Source organism: Cupriavidus sp. 05N38, assembly GCF_056397345.1.
The window spans coordinates 19,587-35,961 of the sequence record NZ_JBFTNF010000037.1 but is presented as its reverse complement, the minus strand read 5'-3'; the positions used below and the strand labels follow the sequence as shown (position 1 = coordinate 35,961).

At 66.6% G+C, this 16,375-nt stretch carries 17 protein-coding genes; 12 read left to right on the top strand and 5 right to left on the bottom strand.

Features of this window, described 5'->3' with window-relative positions; translation table 11 throughout:
- Positions 1 to 48 precede the first annotated feature (48 nt).
- The 5 genes from AC1DK4_RS24850 (at position 49) to AC1DK4_RS24830 (ending at position 5,110) form a co-directional block, all read left to right on the top strand.
- Positions 49 to 1,452, top strand: a complete 1,404-nt coding sequence (locus AC1DK4_RS24850) for a TIGR00366 family protein (RefSeq protein ID WP_441615374.1) — start codon at positions 49 to 51, stop codon at positions 1,450 to 1,452.
- A gap of 68 nt (positions 1,453 to 1,520) precedes the next feature.
- Positions 1,521 to 2,702, top strand: coding sequence for a CaiB/BaiF CoA transferase family protein (locus AC1DK4_RS24845; protein ID WP_441615438.1), 1,182 nt, complete (start codon positions 1,521 to 1,523; stop codon positions 2,700 to 2,702).
- Positions 2,699 to 3,418, top strand: a complete 720-nt coding sequence (locus AC1DK4_RS24840; protein ID WP_441615372.1) for an enoyl-CoA hydratase/isomerase family protein — start codon at positions 2,699 to 2,701, stop codon at positions 3,416 to 3,418. Before AC1DK4_RS24845 ends, AC1DK4_RS24840 begins: the two co-directional genes overlap by 4 nt.
- 37 nt (positions 3,419 to 3,455) lie before the next feature.
- Positions 3,456 to 4,562 carry an S-(hydroxymethyl)glutathione dehydrogenase/class III alcohol dehydrogenase gene (locus AC1DK4_RS24835; protein ID WP_441615370.1) on the top strand — a complete coding sequence of 369 codons (1,107 nt, stop codon included), beginning with the start codon at positions 3,456 to 3,458 and terminating at the stop codon, positions 4,560 to 4,562.
- A gap of 167 nt (positions 4,563 to 4,729) precedes the next feature.
- Positions 4,730 to 5,110 carry a VOC family protein gene (locus AC1DK4_RS24830; RefSeq protein ID WP_441615368.1) on the top strand — a complete coding sequence of 127 codons (381 nt, stop codon included), beginning with the start codon at positions 4,730 to 4,732 and terminating at the stop codon, positions 5,108 to 5,110.
- A gap of 159 nt (positions 5,111 to 5,269) precedes the next feature.
- On the opposite strand, the gene AC1DK4_RS24825 is transcribed toward AC1DK4_RS24830, so the two are convergent.
- Positions 5,270 to 5,881, bottom strand: a complete 612-nt coding sequence (locus AC1DK4_RS24825; protein WP_441615366.1) for a methyltransferase domain-containing protein — start codon at positions 5,879 to 5,881, stop codon at positions 5,270 to 5,272.
- A gap of 95 nt (positions 5,882 to 5,976) precedes the next feature.
- Positions 5,977 to 6,900: a 2-dehydropantoate 2-reductase gene (panE, locus tag AC1DK4_RS24820; protein WP_441615364.1), complete on the bottom strand. Its 924-nt coding sequence runs from the start codon at positions 6,898 to 6,900 to the stop codon at positions 5,977 to 5,979.
- A gap of 212 nt (positions 6,901 to 7,112) precedes the next feature.
- Here panE and AC1DK4_RS24815 point away from each other — a divergent pair, with 212 nt between their 5' ends.
- Positions 7,113 to 7,535 (top strand): NINE protein, encoded by a 423-nt coding sequence (locus tag AC1DK4_RS24815; protein WP_441615362.1) that lies wholly within the window; start codon positions 7,113 to 7,115, stop codon positions 7,533 to 7,535.
- A 7-nt stretch (positions 7,536 to 7,542) separates the two neighbouring features.
- On the opposite strand, the gene AC1DK4_RS24810 is transcribed toward AC1DK4_RS24815, so the two are convergent.
- Positions 7,543 to 8,628 (bottom strand): mechanosensitive ion channel family protein, encoded by a 1,086-nt coding sequence (locus AC1DK4_RS24810; protein ID WP_441615360.1) that lies wholly within the window; start codon positions 8,626 to 8,628, stop codon positions 7,543 to 7,545.
- Here AC1DK4_RS24810 and AC1DK4_RS24805 point away from each other — a divergent pair.
- The 3 genes from AC1DK4_RS24805 to AC1DK4_RS24795 all read left to right on the top strand — a co-directional run bounded on the left by AC1DK4_RS24805 (position 8,621) and on the right by AC1DK4_RS24795 (position 10,355).
- Entirely contained in the window at positions 8,621 to 8,803 is a 183-nt protein-coding gene (locus AC1DK4_RS24805; RefSeq protein ID WP_441615442.1) for a hypothetical protein, read from the top strand. The two genes, AC1DK4_RS24810 and AC1DK4_RS24805, sit on opposite strands and share 8 nt — an antisense overlap.
- 48 nt (positions 8,804 to 8,851) lie before the next feature.
- A complete protein-coding gene (locus AC1DK4_RS24800) occupies positions 8,852 to 9,268 on the top strand; it encodes a DUF1801 domain-containing protein (RefSeq protein ID WP_441615358.1) in 417 nt (138 codons plus the stop codon).
- Positions 9,269 to 9,413: 145 nt separating this feature from the next.
- Complete coding sequence (locus AC1DK4_RS24795; RefSeq protein WP_441615357.1) at positions 9,414 to 10,355, top strand: LysR family transcriptional regulator; 942 nt, start codon at positions 9,414 to 9,416, stop codon at positions 10,353 to 10,355.
- A gap of 44 nt (positions 10,356 to 10,399) precedes the next feature.
- On the opposite strand, the gene AC1DK4_RS24790 is transcribed toward AC1DK4_RS24795, so the two are convergent.
- Together AC1DK4_RS24790 and AC1DK4_RS24785 are read right to left on the bottom strand one after the other, a co-directional pair.
- Positions 10,400 to 11,986 (bottom strand): aldehyde dehydrogenase (NADP(+)), encoded by a 1,587-nt coding sequence (locus AC1DK4_RS24790; protein ID WP_441615356.1) that lies wholly within the window; start codon positions 11,984 to 11,986, stop codon positions 10,400 to 10,402.
- A gap of 79 nt (positions 11,987 to 12,065) precedes the next feature.
- Complete coding sequence (locus tag AC1DK4_RS24785; RefSeq protein ID WP_441615354.1) at positions 12,066 to 12,989, bottom strand: dihydrodipicolinate synthase family protein; 924 nt, start codon at positions 12,987 to 12,989, stop codon at positions 12,066 to 12,068.
- Positions 12,990 to 13,204: 215 nt separating this feature from the next.
- On the opposite strand from AC1DK4_RS24785, the gene AC1DK4_RS24780 reads away from it, so the two are divergent.
- The 3 genes from AC1DK4_RS24780 to AC1DK4_RS24770 all read left to right on the top strand — a co-directional run bounded on the left by AC1DK4_RS24780 (position 13,205) and on the right by AC1DK4_RS24770 (position 16,299).
- Positions 13,205 to 14,179, top strand: a complete 975-nt coding sequence (locus AC1DK4_RS24780; RefSeq protein WP_441615352.1) for a LysR family transcriptional regulator — start codon at positions 13,205 to 13,207, stop codon at positions 14,177 to 14,179.
- Positions 14,180 to 14,276: 97 nt separating this feature from the next.
- A complete protein-coding gene (locus AC1DK4_RS24775) occupies positions 14,277 to 15,245 on the top strand; it encodes a Bug family tripartite tricarboxylate transporter substrate binding protein (RefSeq protein ID WP_441615350.1) in 969 nt (322 codons plus the stop codon).
- Positions 15,246 to 15,276: 31 nt separating this feature from the next.
- Positions 15,277 to 16,299: a 4-hydroxythreonine-4-phosphate dehydrogenase PdxA gene (locus AC1DK4_RS24770; protein ID WP_441615348.1), complete on the top strand. Its 1,023-nt coding sequence runs from the start codon at positions 15,277 to 15,279 to the stop codon at positions 16,297 to 16,299.
- Positions 16,300 to 16,375: the final 76 nt, after the last annotated feature.

Sequence of the window (16,375 nt, the reverse complement as noted above, 5' to 3'; positions counted from 1 at the left end):
TACAGAGGCCTCAGACGGGCCCGCAACATTCTGGTGTGGAGACAAATCATGGAAGCACAGGAACTCGCTCTTTCCGGACCGCTGTCACAGAAGACGTGGATGCAGCGCTCGATCAGCTCATGCGTATATCTGTTCGAGCGGCTGATGCCCGACCCGTTTGTCATTGTTATTCTCCTGACAGTGATGACGGCCGCCTGTGCCTCCGCCTTTGCCCCAGGTGGCACCGTCACGAACATTTTGGCCGGCTGGTACAAGGGAATCTTCGGCATCTTCACCTTCGCCTTCCAGATGGTGCTGGTGCTGGTGACAGGCTACGCGCTGGCCAGCGCACCCATGATCAAGCGTGGCCTGCAACGCCTCACAATGCTCGCCACCGGTCCCCTCTCGGCCGTTGCACTGGTCTCGATCGTCGGTGCTTTCGCAACCTTCCTAAATTGGGGCTTCGGGTTGGTGGTCGGCGCCATGCTAGCCAAGGAGGTGGCCAAGCGCGTACGGGTCGACTTTGCCTGGCTCGTCGCTGCTGGCTATACGGCCTGGGTCCTGTGGGCGTTCACCGGCATGTCGAGCTCGATTGCCCTTTCCATTGCCACGCCAGGGAATCCGCTCAATATCGTCGAGCAGCATACGCACGCCGTGGTGCCGCTCTCGCATACGGTCTTCTCCATCTGGAATCTCGCGGCTGGCCTGATTGCGACATTGCTGTTGCCGCTGGTCTTCATGATGATGCGTCCGTCCGACAGCGACATCATCGCCGCCGACCCCAAGGCCATTGAAGCCAGCGAAGCCGCGGCGACTGAGCCGAAGCGCCGCAACGGCTTGGCCGGCCTGCTCGAGCGGTCACGCCTGTGCGCACTGGTCTTCGTCGTGGCGGGCGCTGCCTACCTTGTGCAGCAATGGAGCGCGACCGGTATCCGGCTGGACATCAACACAGTGATCTTCATCTTCCTGCTAGGCGGTCTGTGCCTGCACGGCGGCGCCGGGGCCTATGTTCATGCCGTGACGGAAGCCGCCAAGGTGACCGGCCCCATGCTGCTGCAGTACCCCTTCTACGGCGGCATCATGGGCATCATGCATGCGACCGGGCTGGCGGAAGTCGCGTCGGCATCCTTCATCCGCTTCGCGTCCGGCGACACCCTGCCGTTCTGGAGCTACCTGGGCTCCATTGTCATTACCATCTTCATTCCCAGCGGCGGCGGCCACTGGGCCGTCCAAGGCCCCTTCACTATCCCGGCCGCCCAACAGCTCGGTTCCACCCTGGCCGGCACCTCGATGGCAGTGGCCGCTGGCGAACTGGCGGGCAGCCTGCTTCAACCTTTCTGGGCCATCCCGGTGGTCGCAATCGCTGGCGTCGGAGTGCAGCGGGTGCTCGGCTTCACGCTGGTCAGCTTCATCACCGCCGGGACCTTCTTCGGTCTGCTCTACCTGCTGGTCGTGCCCCACACCGGCGCCTGACGGCAATGTCCGGCGGGCGCATCCCGTCTGCCAGCCCGCTTCCCGACCTTTCACTTCTCCTCCAGACAATGAAAACTCCTGCAAAACCGGCCCTGCCCCTCGAGGGCACCCGCGTCATCGAAATCTGCAACGTGGCTGCGGGTCCCTACTGCGGCATGCTGCTTGCCGACATGGGCGCTGACGTCATCAAGATCGAGCATCCCGAGACGGGCGACACGCTGCGGAGCTGGCCGCCGATCTCGGGGGGCTATAGCGAGAACTTCGCATCGCTGAACCGGAACAAGCGCTCTGTCACCCTGAACCTGAAGGATCCCGACGATGCCGCCCGCGCCCGCGACCTGATCGCTTCGGCCGACCTGCTGATCGAGAACAACCGGCCGGGCGTCATGGATCGCCTTGGTCTCGGCTATGACGCCCTGCGCGGCGGGAGTCCCGGCCTGGTCTACTGCTCGATTTCCGCTTACGGCCAGTCAGGCCCGCGCGCTAGCGAAGGCGGCTTCGACCTGACGCTCCAGGCGATGAGCGGCATCATGAGCGTGACCGGTGAACCCGGCGGCGCGCCGGTGAAATGCGGCGTTCCGATTGCCGACTTCTCCGCCGGACTCTATGCGGCATTCTCTGCAGTATGCGCCTTGCGGCAGGCACAGGCCATTGGCGAGGGCACGCACGTCGATATCTCCATGCTGGGCGCCACCCTTGGCATCGCTGCACTGCAGACCTCCGAGTACTTTGGCAGCCGCAAGGATCCGGTCAAGTTGGGCAGCGCCCATCCACGCAACGCGCCCTACCAGGTGTTCGCCTGCCGCGACGGCTACTTCGGTATGGCGGCCGGCAACAATACCCTGTGGCGGGCAGTGTGCGCCGTCATGGCGCACGAGGAATGGCTGTCCTACGATCGCTTCGCCAATCCGACGCTGCGCGCGCGGCACCAGCGCGAACTGCGCGAGATGCTCGAAGCGGAGTTCGTCCGGGAAGACGCTGCCACCTGGCTGAGCCGGTTCCGGCAAGCGGGCGTGCCCTGCGCACCAATCAATACATATTCCGATGTGCTCGCCGACGCGCAGGTGGAACATATGCAATGGGTGCAGCCCCTCACGCTGCCCAATGGCATCGAAACCAGCACTTTCGCCTCGCCGATCCGCCTGTCCGGGGTCAATCTGCCGATCCGCCGTGGTCCGCCCGCGCTGGGCGAGCACAATGCCGAAGTGCTGGGCTCGGCGGTCCCCTCCAGTGAGGAGATAGCGCAATGAGCGATCTGCTCATCGTCGAACGCGAGGCCGGACATGTCTCGCTCACCTTGAACCGTCCAGACAAGCTCAATGCGCTTTGCCCGGGACTGGTGGAAGCCCTGATCGCCGCGGTCCGGCAGGCACACGACGACGATGCCACGATGATCCGCTTCCAAGGCGCAGGACGGAATTTTTGCGCGGGGTTCGACCTGGGAGACCTCGACCAGCAGACCGATGCCGACTTGCTGCTGCGCCTGGTCAGGATCGAAACGCTGCTGCAGATGGTCGCGTACTCGCCCTGCCTGACCACGGCATATGCGCACGGGCGCAACTTCGGCGCTGGTGTGGACCTGTTTGCCGCATGCAAGCGCCGCTATGCGACGGTCGACTCGCACTTCCGGATGCCCGGTCTGCTGTTCGACCTGGTGCTCGGCTCGCGTCGCTTCGCGGCACTGGTCGGCGCCGAGCCGGCCCGCGAAATCCTGCAGACGGCGCGTGACATTCCTGCCGAAGAGGCAGCACGGATTGGCTTGGTCTCTCGCCTGGCGGGGCAGGCCGACTGGCCGGCCCGGCTGGTCGAGGATGGTGGTGCCTCTCGCGTGCTTTCCTCCCGCGCCCGTACCGCGCTGTACGCCGCGGTGCTGCCTTCAACCGCGGACGCGGACATGGCGGCACTGGTCAGCTCGGCCGCCGAGCCGGGCCTGCGACAGCGCATTGAACACTATCTTGGCCGATAAGGCGATTCAAACTCAGCGAGAAAAGGGAGGAGATGCAATGAAGACCAAAGCCGCAGTCGCATGGGAAGCCGGTGCGCCGCTGGCGATCGAGGAAGTTGACCTCGACGGGCCGCGCGCCGGCGAGGTACTGATCGAAGTGAAGGCGACCGGCATCTGCCATACGGACTATTACACGCTGTCCGGCGCCGACCCTGAAGGCATCTTCCCGGCGATCCTCGGCCACGAGGGCGCTGGCATTGTGGTGGATGTCGGACCCAACGTCACGAGCCTGAAAGCGGGCGACCACGTGATTCCGCTATATACGCCTGAATGCCGCCAGTGCAAGTTCTGCCTGTCACGCAAGACCAACCTGTGCCAGGCGATAAGGCAGACGCAGGGCCGCGGCCTGATGCCGGACGGCACCTCTCGCTTTTCCATCGGCGGCAAGCCTCTATTTCACTACATGGGGACCTCGACCTTCGCCAATCACATCGTTGTGCCGGAAATCGCGGTCGCCAGGGTGCGGCAGGATGCGCCGTTCGACAAGATTTGCTACATCGGCTGCGGCGTGACGACCGGCGTCGGCGCGGTCATCTTTACCGCCAGGGTCGAGGCGGGTGCCAATGTTGTCGTGTTCGGACTCGGGGGAATCGGCCTGAACGTGATCCAGGCCGCGCGCATGGTGGGCGCCGACAAGATTATCGGAGTCGACCTCAATCCCGCTCGTGCAGGCATGGCAAGGCGCTTCGGCATGACGCACTTCGTCAATCCGCGCGATACCGACAACGTCGTCGACCACATCGTGCAACTGACCGACGGCGGCGCCGACTATAGCTTCGAGTGCATCGGCAACACGCGTGTCATGCGCCAGGCGCTGGAGTGCTGTCACAAGGGCTGGGGCAAATCCATCATCATCGGCGTCGCCGAAGCCGGCGCGGAGATCTCGACGCGGCCATTCCAGCTCGTGACTGGGCGTGAATGGAAAGGTTCGGCCTTTGGGGGGGCTCGCGGCCGCACCGACGTACCGAAGATTGTCGACTGGTACATGGAAGGAAAACTCAACATTGACGAGTTGATCACCCATAGCTTCCCGCTGGAGCGCATCAACGAGGGCTTCGACCTCATGAAGCATGGCGAGTCGATCCGGTCCGTGGTGCTGTACTAGGACGCGGCCATGGAACTGATATCTGAACACTGCACCCTGGCGCTGATGCCTTCATGGATGCGAGGGGCTTCGTGAGGGCTTTACGCTCCTGGCCCCGATTCGGTCGCCGCTGGCACACAGCACGGACCCAAATTTCTTCCTACCTCCAACTATCAAGGAGATACACCGTGGCAATCTTCACACATATCGTGGTCGGCACCAATGACCTGGAGCGCTCGCGCGCATTCTACGACGCCGTCCTGAGCCGACTCGGCATCCAGCGTGTCCTAGACTTCGAAACAGCATCGCTATGGGGCACCTTCGGGCCAGAGTTCATGGTCACCAAGCCCGGCAATGGCTTGCCGTCGACCTATGCCAATGGCGGCACAGTAAGCTTTGCTGCACCTAGCCGGGATGCCGTACATGCATTCCACGAGGCCGCACTCAGCCTCGGCGCCAATGATGAAGGCGCGCCGGGCCCGCGCAGCTTTACGCCTACTGCCTATGCGGCATATGTCAGGGACCCCGATGGCAATAAGATCTGTACCTATTGCTTCGAGCCGACTTAAGCGATCAAGATGCCATCGGCCCACCGATGGCATCTGCTCACGCGGTGTGCAGTGTGTTGCATCGACCGATTAAATATGCAGTCGAGGCCGGCCGGCCGCGCTTTGATCATGGCTGTCGCTTGCCAAGCCAAGAGCCATCGCAGGTGGGAAGGCCGGACTTCACAACCTCCCCAAAACCACCCCCAACTCAACCGCCCCAATAGGATGCGAAACGGCAGCAAACGGCGGCTTAGGCCACTCCCACTTGTCCGCCGGAAACAAAGCCCGCATCCCATTGATGTCACAGTGATAAGGCGGCCCTTCGACAACGCCCTCCGCGGCACTCTCGCGCCGCATCTGCATGAACAGCGCGAACAGCTGCCCGCCAGGCCGCAGCCACGCATGAAGCTGCTCGGCGTAGCGAACCCAGTGATCCGGATGCAGCGCGCACAGGCAAGTCTGCTCGTACACCGCATCCACGGGCGCGGGCGGCTGCCACTCCAGTACATCGGCCTGTTCCAGCGTCGCCTTGAGCCCGGTCTGCGCGAGCAGCTCGCCGGTGCGCGCCAGCGCCGCCGGCGCGTAGTCGATGCCGCGCACGCGCACGCCCTGCTCCGCCAGCGCGGCTACTTCCCAGCCGCTGCCGCAGCCGGGCACGATCACGTCCTCGCCGGGACGGATGGCGCCGCTGGCCAGCCATGCCTTGAGCTGCGGGCTGGCCGCGCCGCGGTCCCACGGTGTTTGGCCGGCCTCGAAGCGCGCCTGCCAGAAATCAATCGTCGGTCCTGCCATGTTGTGTCTCCATTCGCTTTGTTATAGCGGCTTGGCTTGGAAAGCCGGCGTGCGAGGATCAGCTGCGCCAGGCCGGCTACCTGCCAGATTCCCTCTCAGCCGCCGCGTGCGCGCCGTGCCTCGTAGGCCTTCAGGCTTGTCAGTGCCATTTCCAGCGTCGGCGCAGGCGTCTGGCCGCGGCGTGCCAGCAGGTCGCCCACGATCTGGTCAGACTCGATGGCCGCGCCGCGTTCGATGTCGCGCAGCATCGAGGCCATCAGCGGCGAGCCTGCGGTAAATAGCGTGGTCTTCGCCTGTTCCAGTGCCGGGGCGCGGGCGGGGTAGCCGTTGGTGGCGGCGATGGCCGCGCATTCGTCGAACAGGGCCGTGATGGTCTCGCGTCCGCGCGGGGCGGCGAGGATGTCGCCAATGGCTGCCCGCATCAGGCAGGTGGACGATGCCAGCGTGGCCAGGAACAGCCACTTTTCCCACATGTCTTGCAGCATGGCTTCGCTGCGCTGTACATCGAAACCGGCGCCGTCGAGCGCCGCGGCCAGGGCCAGCGCGCGGTCGCTGCTGCCGGCGGGGCGCTCGCCGAAGGACAATACATGGAAGGCGGACAGGTGGAGGATCGTGCCTTGTTCGTCCAGCGTGCTGGAGATCATGCAGCGCCCGCCCATCACGCGCCCGGCGCCGAAGCGAGCATCGAGCTTGTCGAGATGCTGCATGCCGTTGAGCATGGGGATGACGACGGTGCCGGGGCCCATGGCGGGCGCGAAGCCGTCCATGGCGCTGTCCAGGTCGTAGGCTTTGCAGCTCAGCAGCACCACGTCATACGGTTGCGTGATCTGTTCGGCCTGCACCAGTGGCGGGTTGGGGAAATGCAGGTCGCCGTGCGGGCTCTTGACCCGCAGGCCATGCTCGGCCAGTTGGGCGGCGCGCCGGGGGCGCACCAGGAATGTCACGTCGCGCCCGGCCTGCAACAGCCGCGCGCCGAAATAGCCGCCAATGGCGCCCGCCCCGACTACCAGAATACGCATCTTCGACTCCCGGGTCCGGCCCGGCGGGAGGCCGGGCGATGCGCCATTGTAGTGTGGGGCCGGCGATGCTGCCGGCGGGCATGCGGTCGCGCAACCCGGAGGGCGGGATTCCTTGTGGCAGGTAGACAGCCGCCCCCTGCCGGCGGCGGCCGGGTAGCTGCGGCGCCACAAGCTATGGCATCATCGCGCCAAACCACTGCACGAGGCGAACGATGAATCCATCGAGCAATCTACCGAGCATTCCACCGAGCGATACGCACAGCAAAGTCATCGGCTACCTGCTGTGGATCTTCGGCTTTACCGGCTCCCATCGCTTCTACTACGGCAAGCCCATCACCGGCACGATCTGGTTCTGCACGCTGGGCCTGCTCGGCATCGGCTGGCTGATCGACGTGTTCCTGATCCCGGGCATGGACCGCGAGGCGGACTACCGCTTCGCCGCCGGCAGGACCGACTACAACGTGGCGTGGATCCTGCTGACCTTCCTCGGCTTCTTCGGCGTGCATCGCATGTATATCGGCAAATGGATCACCGGCCTGATCTACCTGCTCACCGGCGGCCTGTTCCTGATCGGCGTGCTGTATGACTTCTGGACGCTGAACGAGCAGGTTTCGCTGAGGAACAGGACGCCCTGATACGCGCTCAGGGCGGCGACGGTGTGTTTCGCTTCGGCGCGCCTTCGTCGCCTTGGTCGCCCTCGATGCGCAGCCGTGGCAGGAACTGCGGGAATTCGCGCTGCATGAAGTCGATCAGCCCTTCGCGCACGACGCAGCGCAGGTCCCACGCCAGCCCGGAGGAAGCCGCGGTACACAGCACGCGTAGTTGCATCGTCCGCTCCGTGGCATCGGTCACTACCAGATTGAAGAAGCGCTGGTCCCACTCCGGCGCCGCGCGCACGATGCGTTCCAGCTCCTCGCGTAGCGGCGCCAGCGGCATGCCGTAGTCGACGTGGAAGAACACCGACCCCATGATCTCGGCATTGTTGCGGGTCCAGTTCTGGAAGGGCTTCTCGATGAAATACTGCAGCGGGATGATGAGACGGCGGTCGTCCCATATCCGGAGCACGACGTACGTGCCGGTAATCTCCTCCACGCGGCCCCACTCGCCTTCGACGATGAGCACGTCGTCGAGCCGGATAGGCTGCGTCAGGGCGAGCTGCAGACCGGCGATCAGGTTGCTGAACACGGGCTTGGCGGCAAAGCCGGCGATCAGGCCCAGCACGCCTGCCGAGGCCAACAGGCTGGCGCCCACCTGCCGCGCCCCGGGAAAGGTCATGAGCACCATCGCCGCACCCATCACCACCACCAGCGTCATCGCGGTGCGCGAGAGCACGCGTGTCTGCGTGTGAATGCGGCGCGCATTCATGTTGTCCTGCACGTCCACCGGGTGTGTGTCCAGGATACCCTGCGCAATGCCGGCAATGATGCGCGCCACGAGCCAGGTGGCCGCGGCGATCATCAACAGGCCATTGAAATGGCGCACGCTGCCGATCCAGGGCAGATCATCCGACGCGGCCTGCCAGACCGCCTGCAAGGCCAGCAAGGGCAAGACCACTGTCGACGGCGCGCGCGCCTTCTTCACGATCGCATGCAGCACCGGGGCCGGCCGGGTAATGCGCAAGAGCAGCAGCCCGCCGAGGCGATGCGCCAGCAGCGCGACGGCGACGGCGATCAGGGCCGCCGCCCATGTGCCGAACCAGGGGTGGGCGAGGAGGATTGCCATGTTCATCGGTCGGTCGTCCTATGTCATCGCGGCTTGCGCGATTATGCAAGGAACGACACGCAGACGGGACGGAAGTTTCACCGCCCGCGGGCGAGGCGCCGCGGCCACATGGAGCCGCGCGCTGGGATTTCCGGCAAGCCCTTGCCATGTCATCATCCTGTTCGGCGAATTCATGGGCTGATAGCGTCTGGAAGAGTCAGGAAGTTTCAGGAAGTTTCAGGAGGAGAACATGAAAAAATCGGGTTCGACCGAGGGGCTGCCGGCATCCGGGCTGATCGACAACAGAATCGCCGAGCTCGCGGACTGGCGCGGGGCGACGCTGAGCAGGATGCGCAAGCTCATCAAAGAGGCTGATCCGGACGTCGTGGAGGAGTGGAAGTGGATGGGCACTCCCGTATGGTCGCACGACGGGATCATCTGCACCGGCGAGTCTTACAAGGCAAAGGTGAAGCTGACTTTCGCCAAGGGCGCTGCGCTGGAGGACCCGGCCAGGCTCTTCAACTCAAGCCTCGACGGGAACGTCAGGCGCGCGATTGACATCCTCGAGGCAGACGAGATCGACGCGGACGCGTTCAGGGCGCTTGTCCGTGCCGCGGTCGCGCTCAATACGTCCGCTCGAAAGGCAGGCCCAAGGCGCGCGAAGTAGGCTACGGGATCGGCGTCCGCCCTGGAGCAGGACTCGCAGCCTGAGCCGCACGCGGCGGCCCTCCGGCCACATCCACCCATTGACGCCTTCTCCAAGAACCGATAAACACCATCGGTCACCGTCTGCCTGGCCCGAGCCCCCGCGCATGCCCCGCCCTTCGCTAATCCCGCCCATCAGCACCCTCTACAGCCGCATCAAGATGCAGCATCTGCGCCTGCTGCTGGCGATCGAGGAGCGCGGTTCGCTGCGGCAGGCGGCGGAGGCGGTGATGCTGACCCAGCCGGCGGTCAGCAAGATGCTGCAGGACATGGAATCGATGCTGGGCGTGTCGTTGTTCGAGCGCCATGCGCGCGGTTTGCGGCCGACGCGGTTTGGCCTGGCGGCGACGCAGTTCGCGCGGCTGGTGTTCGCGGATATGGCAGGCCTGCGTGATGAGCTGGCGGCGCTGGAATCGGGAAAGGTGGGCCGGGTGCGCGTGGGTGCGGTGATGGCGCCGACGCCGGTGCTGCTGGCCAACGTGATCCGCAGCCTGAACCGCGAGCATCCCAGGCTGGAGGTGGTGGTGCAGGTGGAAACCAGCGATCTGCTGGTGCCGCTGCTGGAGCGCGACCAGCTCGACATCGTGCTGGGCCGGGTGCCGGAGGGCTGGGACAGTAGCGGCCTGGAGTTCGAGCAACTGGGCGAGGAGAGCCTGGCGATCGTCGTCGGGCCCTTGCATCCGCTGCTCGGGCGCCGCAAGCCGGGTTTCGAGGAGCTGGCGACGTTTCCGTGGATCATGCAGCCGCGCCCGAGCCCCATGCGGGCGCTGATCGACCGTTCGTTCGAGGACGCGGGCGTGGCGCCGCCGCCCTCGACCATCGAGACGGCGGCGGTGCTAATGACGACTTCCCTGCTCGCGGACAGCGAGCTGATTGCCGTGCTGCCGGCCTCGGTGGCGGCGTTCTACGCGGGGCTGGGCGCGCTGGCCGTGCTGCCGTTGCCGCTGCCGCGCAAGCTGGGGCCCTACGGCATCGTGACGCGGCGGGGCCGGCCGCCTACCGCGTCGATGAGCCTGCTGATCGACGCGCTGCGCGCCAGGCCGGCCTAGCGCGGGCTTCGCAAGGCCCGGCTCGCGGGCCTTGCGGGCTGCGCTTAGGCGGGCCGGGGCGCCGGCCGGCCGTCCACCAGCCGGCTCAGTTGCAGCGGATTGTCCTCGCGCAAGGCGGCGGGCAGCAGCCCCGCGGGCATGTCCTGGTAGCACACCGGGCGCAGGAAGCGCGCGATGGCCAGGCTGCCCACCGAGGTGGAGCGGCCGCCATCGGAGGTGGCCGGATACGGACCGCCGTGCACCATGGCATGCCCGACTTCCACCCCGGTGCCGAAACCGTTGACGAGGATGCGCCCCACCCTGCGTTCCAGCGCGGGCAGGATGGCGCGGGCCGCATCGTGGTCGGCGTCGTCGATATGCAGCGCGGCGGTCAGCTGGCCTTCGATGACTTCCACGACATGGCGCATGGCGTCCAGGTCGGGGCAGCGCACGATTAGCCCGGCCGCGCCGAAGATCTCCGCGCGCAAGGCCTCATCGGCAAGGAACGCCTCGGCGGTGGTGGAGAACAGCGCCGCCGAGCCCTGCTGTGCGTCGCCGGCGCGGCCGCGCGCCTGCGCGCTGACCTGCGGGTGCGCGGCCAGCTTGTCCACGCCGGTGCAGTAGGCGCGCTGGATGCCTGGTGTCAGCATGGTCGCCGGCGCGGTCTGCTCGATGCTCTGCGCCGCCGCAGCGATGAAGCGCCCCAGGTCCGGGCCGTCGACAGCCAGCACCAGGCCGGGATTGGTGCAGAACTGGCCGGCGCCCAGCGTGAGCGATGCCGCGAACGCGGTACCGATGGCCTCGGCGCGGTTGGCCAGCGCGTGCGGGAACAGCAGCACCGGGTTGATGCTGCTCATTTCCGCATAGACGGGAATGACCTCCGGGCGTGCGGCCGCCAGCGCCATCAGCGCCGTGCCGCCCGCGCGCGAGCCGGTGAAGCCGACCGCCTTGATGCGGTGATCGCTGACCAGGCCCTGCCCGACCTGCAGGCCGCTATCGAACAGCAGCGAGAAGGTGCCTTCGGGCAGCCCCAGGTCGCGCACGGCTTTCTGGATGGCGCGGCCGACCAGCTCCGAGGTGCCGGGATGCGCGGGGTGGGCCTTGGCGATCACCGGGCAACCGGCCGCCAGTGCCGAGGCGGTGTCGCCACCCGCCACGGAAAACGCCAGCGGGAAATTGCTGGCGCCAAACACCGCCACCGGCCCCAGCGCGACCTGGCGCATGCGCAGGTCCGCGCGCGGCAGTGGCTTGCGTTCGGGCAGGGCCGGGTCCACGCGCACGCCGAGGAAGTCTCCTTGCCGCACCAGGTCCGCGAACAGCCGCAGCTGGCCCACGGTGCGCCCGCGTTCGCCTTCGATGCGCGCGCGCGGCAGGCCGCTTTCGCTCGCGCAGCGGTCGACCAGCGCATCGCCCAGCTCAAGGATGTTGGCAGCGATCGCTTCGAGAAAGGCCGCGCGCTTGTCGAGACTGGTTTCGCGGTAGGCGTCGAAGGCCTGCTCGGCCAGCGCGCAGGCCTGGGCCAGCTGGGCAGCGCTGGCGCCGCCGAAGGCCGGCGCCAGCTTGGCGCCGGAGGCCGCGTCGATCGCAACGATTTCGCCGTCGGTGCCGCGCACCGACTGGCTGCCGATCAATAGTTCGCCTTGGATTTGCATGTCTATTCCTGTTGACTGAGGTCTGGCCCCGCCGGGGCCAGTGGTTCCGTTCCGGTCCGGCCTGGTGCGCCGCTGGCGCTCAACGGCCCCAGCGCAGCACCATCGGATCCAGCCGGCGCGCAATCTGCAGCAGGCCCGCGCGGGTCGCCGGGTGCATCGGCTGGAGCGGATGGCGCACCGCGTCCGAGGCGATCACCCCGCCCTCTTTCATCAGCACCTTGCTGGTTGCCAGCCAGCCCTGGCGGTTCTCGTAATTGATGAGTGGCAGCCATTGCTGGTAGTGGCGCGCGGCGCCCTCGGTGTCGCCGGCCTGGTAGGCATCGACGATCAGGCGGATGCCATCGGGGAAGCCCGCGCCCGTCATCGCGCCGGTGGCGCCGGCGTCGAGATCGGCCATCAGCGTGATGGCTTCCTCGCCGTCCCACGGGCCGACGATGGCAGCGCCGCCCAGTTCGATCAGCTCGCGCAGCTTGGCCGCGGCCTGCGGCACTTCGATCTTGAAATACGACACATTGGCGAGTTCCCTGGCCATGCGCGCGAGGAAGGGCGCGGACAGCGTGGTGCCGCTGACCGGAGCGTCCTGGATCATGATCGGGATCTCGATGGCGTCGGACACCGTGGCGAAGAACTCGTAGATGGCGCGTTCGGGCATGCGGATGGTGGCGCCGTGATACGGCGGCATCACCATCACCATGGCGGCGCCCGCATCCTGCGCGGCACGGCTGCGTTCGGCGCAGATGCGCGAGCTGAAGTGCGTGGTGGTGACGATCACCGGCACGCGGCCCTCCACGTGGTCGAGCACCGCCGTCATCAGCGTGTTGCGCTCGTCGTCGGTCAGCACGAACTGCTCCGAGAAGTTGGCCAGGATGCAGATGCCGTTGGAGCCGGCATCGATCATGAAATCGATGCAACGGCGCTGGCCGTCCAGGTCAAGGCCGCCCTGCTCGTCGAAGATGGTCGGCGCTACCGGGAATACGCCGCGGTAGATGGCGGGCTTGATCATGTCTGTCTCCTTGTTGTGCGGGGGTCGCCGGCGGGGGGAATGCCGGCCGGTCGCTGCACGCAATATAAGAGCGTCCGGCACACCATGTATATTGAAACCTTTCCATCTGGTGATCGCTTTTACGACTCACCCCGCCGGCCAGACCGAACCCGACCCGGGCCCAGGCGGGGCGTCTTCCTTGAGGAGGCCCCGTTTGCGCCCGCCTGCGCACACCCATGAGAGCCACCCTCGACGTACTGATGTCGCGCCTGCGCATGAAACAGCTGCAACTGCTGATCGCGCTGGACGACCATAAATCGCTGCACCAGGCCGCATCGGCCATGGCCATGACGCAGTCGGCCGCCAGCAAGGCCCTGCAGGAGCTGGAAAACATGCTGGATGCACCGCTTTTCGAGCGGACCCACACCGGCATGCAGCCCAACCCGTTCGGCTATTGCGTGATCCGCTATGCGCGGCTGCTTGCCACCGACCTGACCGCGCTCTGCCAGGACATGGCGGAAATCCGTTCCGGCACGGCGGGGCGGCTTGCCGTCGGGGTCATCATGGGCGCGGTGACCGGCGTCCTGGTGCCGGCGCTGGCGACCTTGCAGGCAGACCAGCCCAACCTGTCGATCGAAATCGTGGAGGACACCAGCCTGCGCATGCTGAGCCTGCTGGACGATGGCCGGCTGGACCTGGTCATCGGCCGCGCGCTGGTGAGCGACCAGCCCGCCCGGTATCACTACGAGCCGCTGGACGACGAGCCGATGTCGGTGGTGGTCGGCCATGCCCATGCGGCCCCGCGCGCCAGCGAACTCGCCTTTGCGGATCTGGCCGCCTACCGCTGGATTGTCTATCCGTCCCAGATGCCGATGCATGCCCTGCTCCTGCGCGAGCTGGACCTTGCCGGCATTGGCATGCCGCCCAATGCCATCACCACCGCCTCCACGCTGGTCACCGTGGCCTTGCTCCAGGGCAGCGCCAGGCTGGTGTCGCTGCTCCCGACCAGCGTGGCGCAGCCATATGCGCGCCAGAAGATGCTGCGGATCCTGCCGGTGAAGATGCAGTCCCGGCACGAAACCTTCGGCATCGTCACGCGGCGCGGCGGCACGCTCTCGGCGGCTGCCAGGCGGTTGATCGTGGCGCTGCGCGCCGGCAAGCCCGGGGCGGCCGGGCCGGGCCAAGGTGAGCCGACGTATTCCTCCAGGTAATCGCCCATTAATAAAACATCAGTAGTGGCGAATCACTGACGGCCCTATAGTGGCCTCACCGGCACCGAGACCGGCAGACAACAGGACGGAGACAAGCATGAACAAATGGATCGCCGGCACCTTTGCCGGCCTGGCGACGCTTGCCGCCGCGACAGCGGCCGGCGCCTATGCACAGGACTCCCGGCCCGTGCGGCTGATGGTCGGCGCGGCGCCGGGCGGCGGCACCGACGTCATGGCCCGCATCGTCTCCGAAAAACTGGCCGCCATCATCAGGCAGCCCGTGGTGGTCGACAACCGGCCCGGCGCCTCCAACACCATCGCCGCGGACATCACCGCCAAGGCCGCGCCCGACGGCAACACGCTGCTGATGGGCGTGGTGACCTCGCAGGCTATCGCGCCGCACCTGCTCAAGCTGCAGTTCAATCCGCTCAAGGATCTGGTGCCGGTGGCCATGGTGTCGTCCGTGCCCAATGTGCTGGTGGTCAACAACCAGGTGCCGGCGCGCGACGTCAGGTCGCTGGTGGCGGCGATCCAGGCCAGCCCGGACAAGTACCGCTACAGCTCCTCCGGCGTCGGCAGTACCCAGCACCTCGCCGGCGCCGCCTTCGCGCGGCAGATCAACGGCAAGTTGCTGCACGTGCCGTACAAGAGCAGCAGCAGCGCGCTGGTGGACCTGATGGGCGGCCAGGTCGACATGAGTTTCGAGACCATGCCCTCCGTCATCAACCACATCAAGGCCGGCAAGCTGCGCGCCCTGGCGGTGACGGCCGAGCAGCGCTCGGCGCTGTTGCCGGGCGTGCCCACGCTGGCCGAAGCCGGTGTGCCGAACATCCAGATGAATGCCTGGTACGGCATCTATGCGCCGGCCGGCACCCCGCCCGCCACCTTGCAGAAGCTGGGCGCGGCACTGGCCACCATACTCAAGGATCCCGACACCGTCCGGCGCCTCAACGATGTCGGGGCCCAGCCCGGCACGCTGGATGCGGCGCAGTTCGATGCATTCTCGCGTGCCGAGTACGCGCGCTACGGCAAGCTGATTTCCGAACTCGGTGTCAAGCTCGACTAAACCCTCTTGCATCTTCCTGCATCCATACGACATGACTCCACGCCCAAGAATCGCCATGGTGCTCGGCGACCCCGCCGGCATCGGCCCCGAGCTGATCGCGAAGCTGCTTGCCGACCCCGCCGCCAGGCAGGCCGACATCCTGTTGATTGCCGACCGCGATGAATGGCGCCACGGCATGCAGGTAGCCGGCATCAATCCCGATGTGCGCGAAACCGATGCGCCCGCCTTTGCTGGCAACGATGCCGACGGCGCCCCGCGCCTTTACCACTGGCAGCCCGAAGGCAAGCCGGCCTACCCGCGTGGCGCCGCCAGCGCCGAGGGCGGCCGCTACAGCCTCGGCACGCTGGCTATCGCGCTGGCACTGGCGCAGTCCGGCCAGGCCGACGCGATCCTGTTCGGGCCGCTCAACAAGAGCTCGCTGCATGCCGCGGGCATGGGCCACAACGATGAATTGCACTGGTTCGCGGAGAAGCTCGGCTACCACGGCGCCTTCTGCGAGTTCAATGTGCTCGACGGGCTGTGGACATCGCGCGTGACATCGCACGTGGCCCTCAAGGATGTGCCCGCGATGATCACCCGCGACAGCGTGGGCGCCGCCATCGGCCTGATCGACAAGGCCTTGCGCGACGCCGGCATTGCGCGGCCGCGCATCGGCGTCTGCGGCCTCAATCCGCATAACGGCGACAACGGCGCCTTTGGCCGCGAGGAGATCGATTTCATCGCCCCGGCCATCGCCGCCGCGCAGGCCAGCGGCATGGCGGTGGACGGCCCCTTCCCGGCCGACACCATCTTCCTCAAGGTGCAAGGCGGCGCGGCCGAGCGGCAGTTCGACGCCATCGTCACCATGTATCACGACCAGGGCCAGATCGGCATCAAGCTGATGGGCTTCTCGCGCGGCGTCACCGTGCAGGGCGGCCTGCCGGTGCCGATCACCACGCCGGCCCACGGCACCGCCTTCGATATCACGCAGCAGGGCCGCGCGAACCTGGGCGCCACGCTGCAGGCATTCCACCTGGCCTGCCAGATGGGGGCGCAGCGCCGTGCCGCTGGCTAGGCGCGGCGGGCACGCTCCTTAGCGGGCGGGCGCCGCGCCGGCGCCGCATCGACGCAAGACATGACAAAGACGGCCC

Coding starts and splice junctions, on each gene's coding strand:
- AC1DK4_RS24850 (WP_441615374.1), top strand. CDS start 49: ATGGAAGCACAGGAACTCGCTCTTTCCGGACCGCTGTCACAGAAGACG.
- AC1DK4_RS24845 (WP_441615438.1), top strand. CDS start 1,521: ATGAAAACTCCTGCAAAACCGGCCCTGCCCCTCGAGGGCACCCGCGTC.
- AC1DK4_RS24840 (WP_441615372.1), top strand. CDS start 2,699: ATGAGCGATCTGCTCATCGTCGAACGCGAGGCCGGACATGTCTCGCTC.
- AC1DK4_RS24835 (WP_441615370.1), top strand. CDS start 3,456: ATGAAGACCAAAGCCGCAGTCGCATGGGAAGCCGGTGCGCCGCTGGCG.
- AC1DK4_RS24825 (WP_441615366.1), bottom strand. CDS start 5,881: ATGGCAGGACCGACGATTGATTTCTGGCAGGCGCGCTTCGAGGCCGGC.
- panE (WP_441615364.1), bottom strand. CDS start 6,900: ATGCGTATTCTGGTAGTCGGGGCGGGCGCCATTGGCGGCTATTTCGGC.
- AC1DK4_RS24815 (WP_441615362.1), top strand. CDS start 7,113: ATGAATCCATCGAGCAATCTACCGAGCATTCCACCGAGCGATACGCAC.
- AC1DK4_RS24805 (WP_441615442.1), top strand. CDS start 8,621: ATGTTCATCGGTCGGTCGTCCTATGTCATCGCGGCTTGCGCGATTATG.
- AC1DK4_RS24810 (WP_441615360.1), bottom strand. CDS start 8,628: ATGAACATGGCAATCCTCCTCGCCCACCCCTGGTTCGGCACATGGGCG.
- AC1DK4_RS24800 (WP_441615358.1), top strand. CDS start 8,852: ATGAAAAAATCGGGTTCGACCGAGGGGCTGCCGGCATCCGGGCTGATC.
- AC1DK4_RS24795 (WP_441615357.1), top strand. CDS start 9,414: ATGCCCCGCCCTTCGCTAATCCCGCCCATCAGCACCCTCTACAGCCGC.
- AC1DK4_RS24790 (WP_441615356.1), bottom strand. CDS start 11,986: ATGCAAATCCAAGGCGAACTATTGATCGGCAGCCAGTCGGTGCGCGGC.
- AC1DK4_RS24785 (WP_441615354.1), bottom strand. CDS start 12,989: ATGATCAAGCCCGCCATCTACCGCGGCGTATTCCCGGTAGCGCCGACC.
- AC1DK4_RS24780 (WP_441615352.1), top strand. CDS start 13,205: ATGAGAGCCACCCTCGACGTACTGATGTCGCGCCTGCGCATGAAACAG.
- AC1DK4_RS24775 (WP_441615350.1), top strand. CDS start 14,277: ATGAACAAATGGATCGCCGGCACCTTTGCCGGCCTGGCGACGCTTGCC.
- AC1DK4_RS24770 (WP_441615348.1), top strand. CDS start 15,277: ATGACTCCACGCCCAAGAATCGCCATGGTGCTCGGCGACCCCGCCGGC.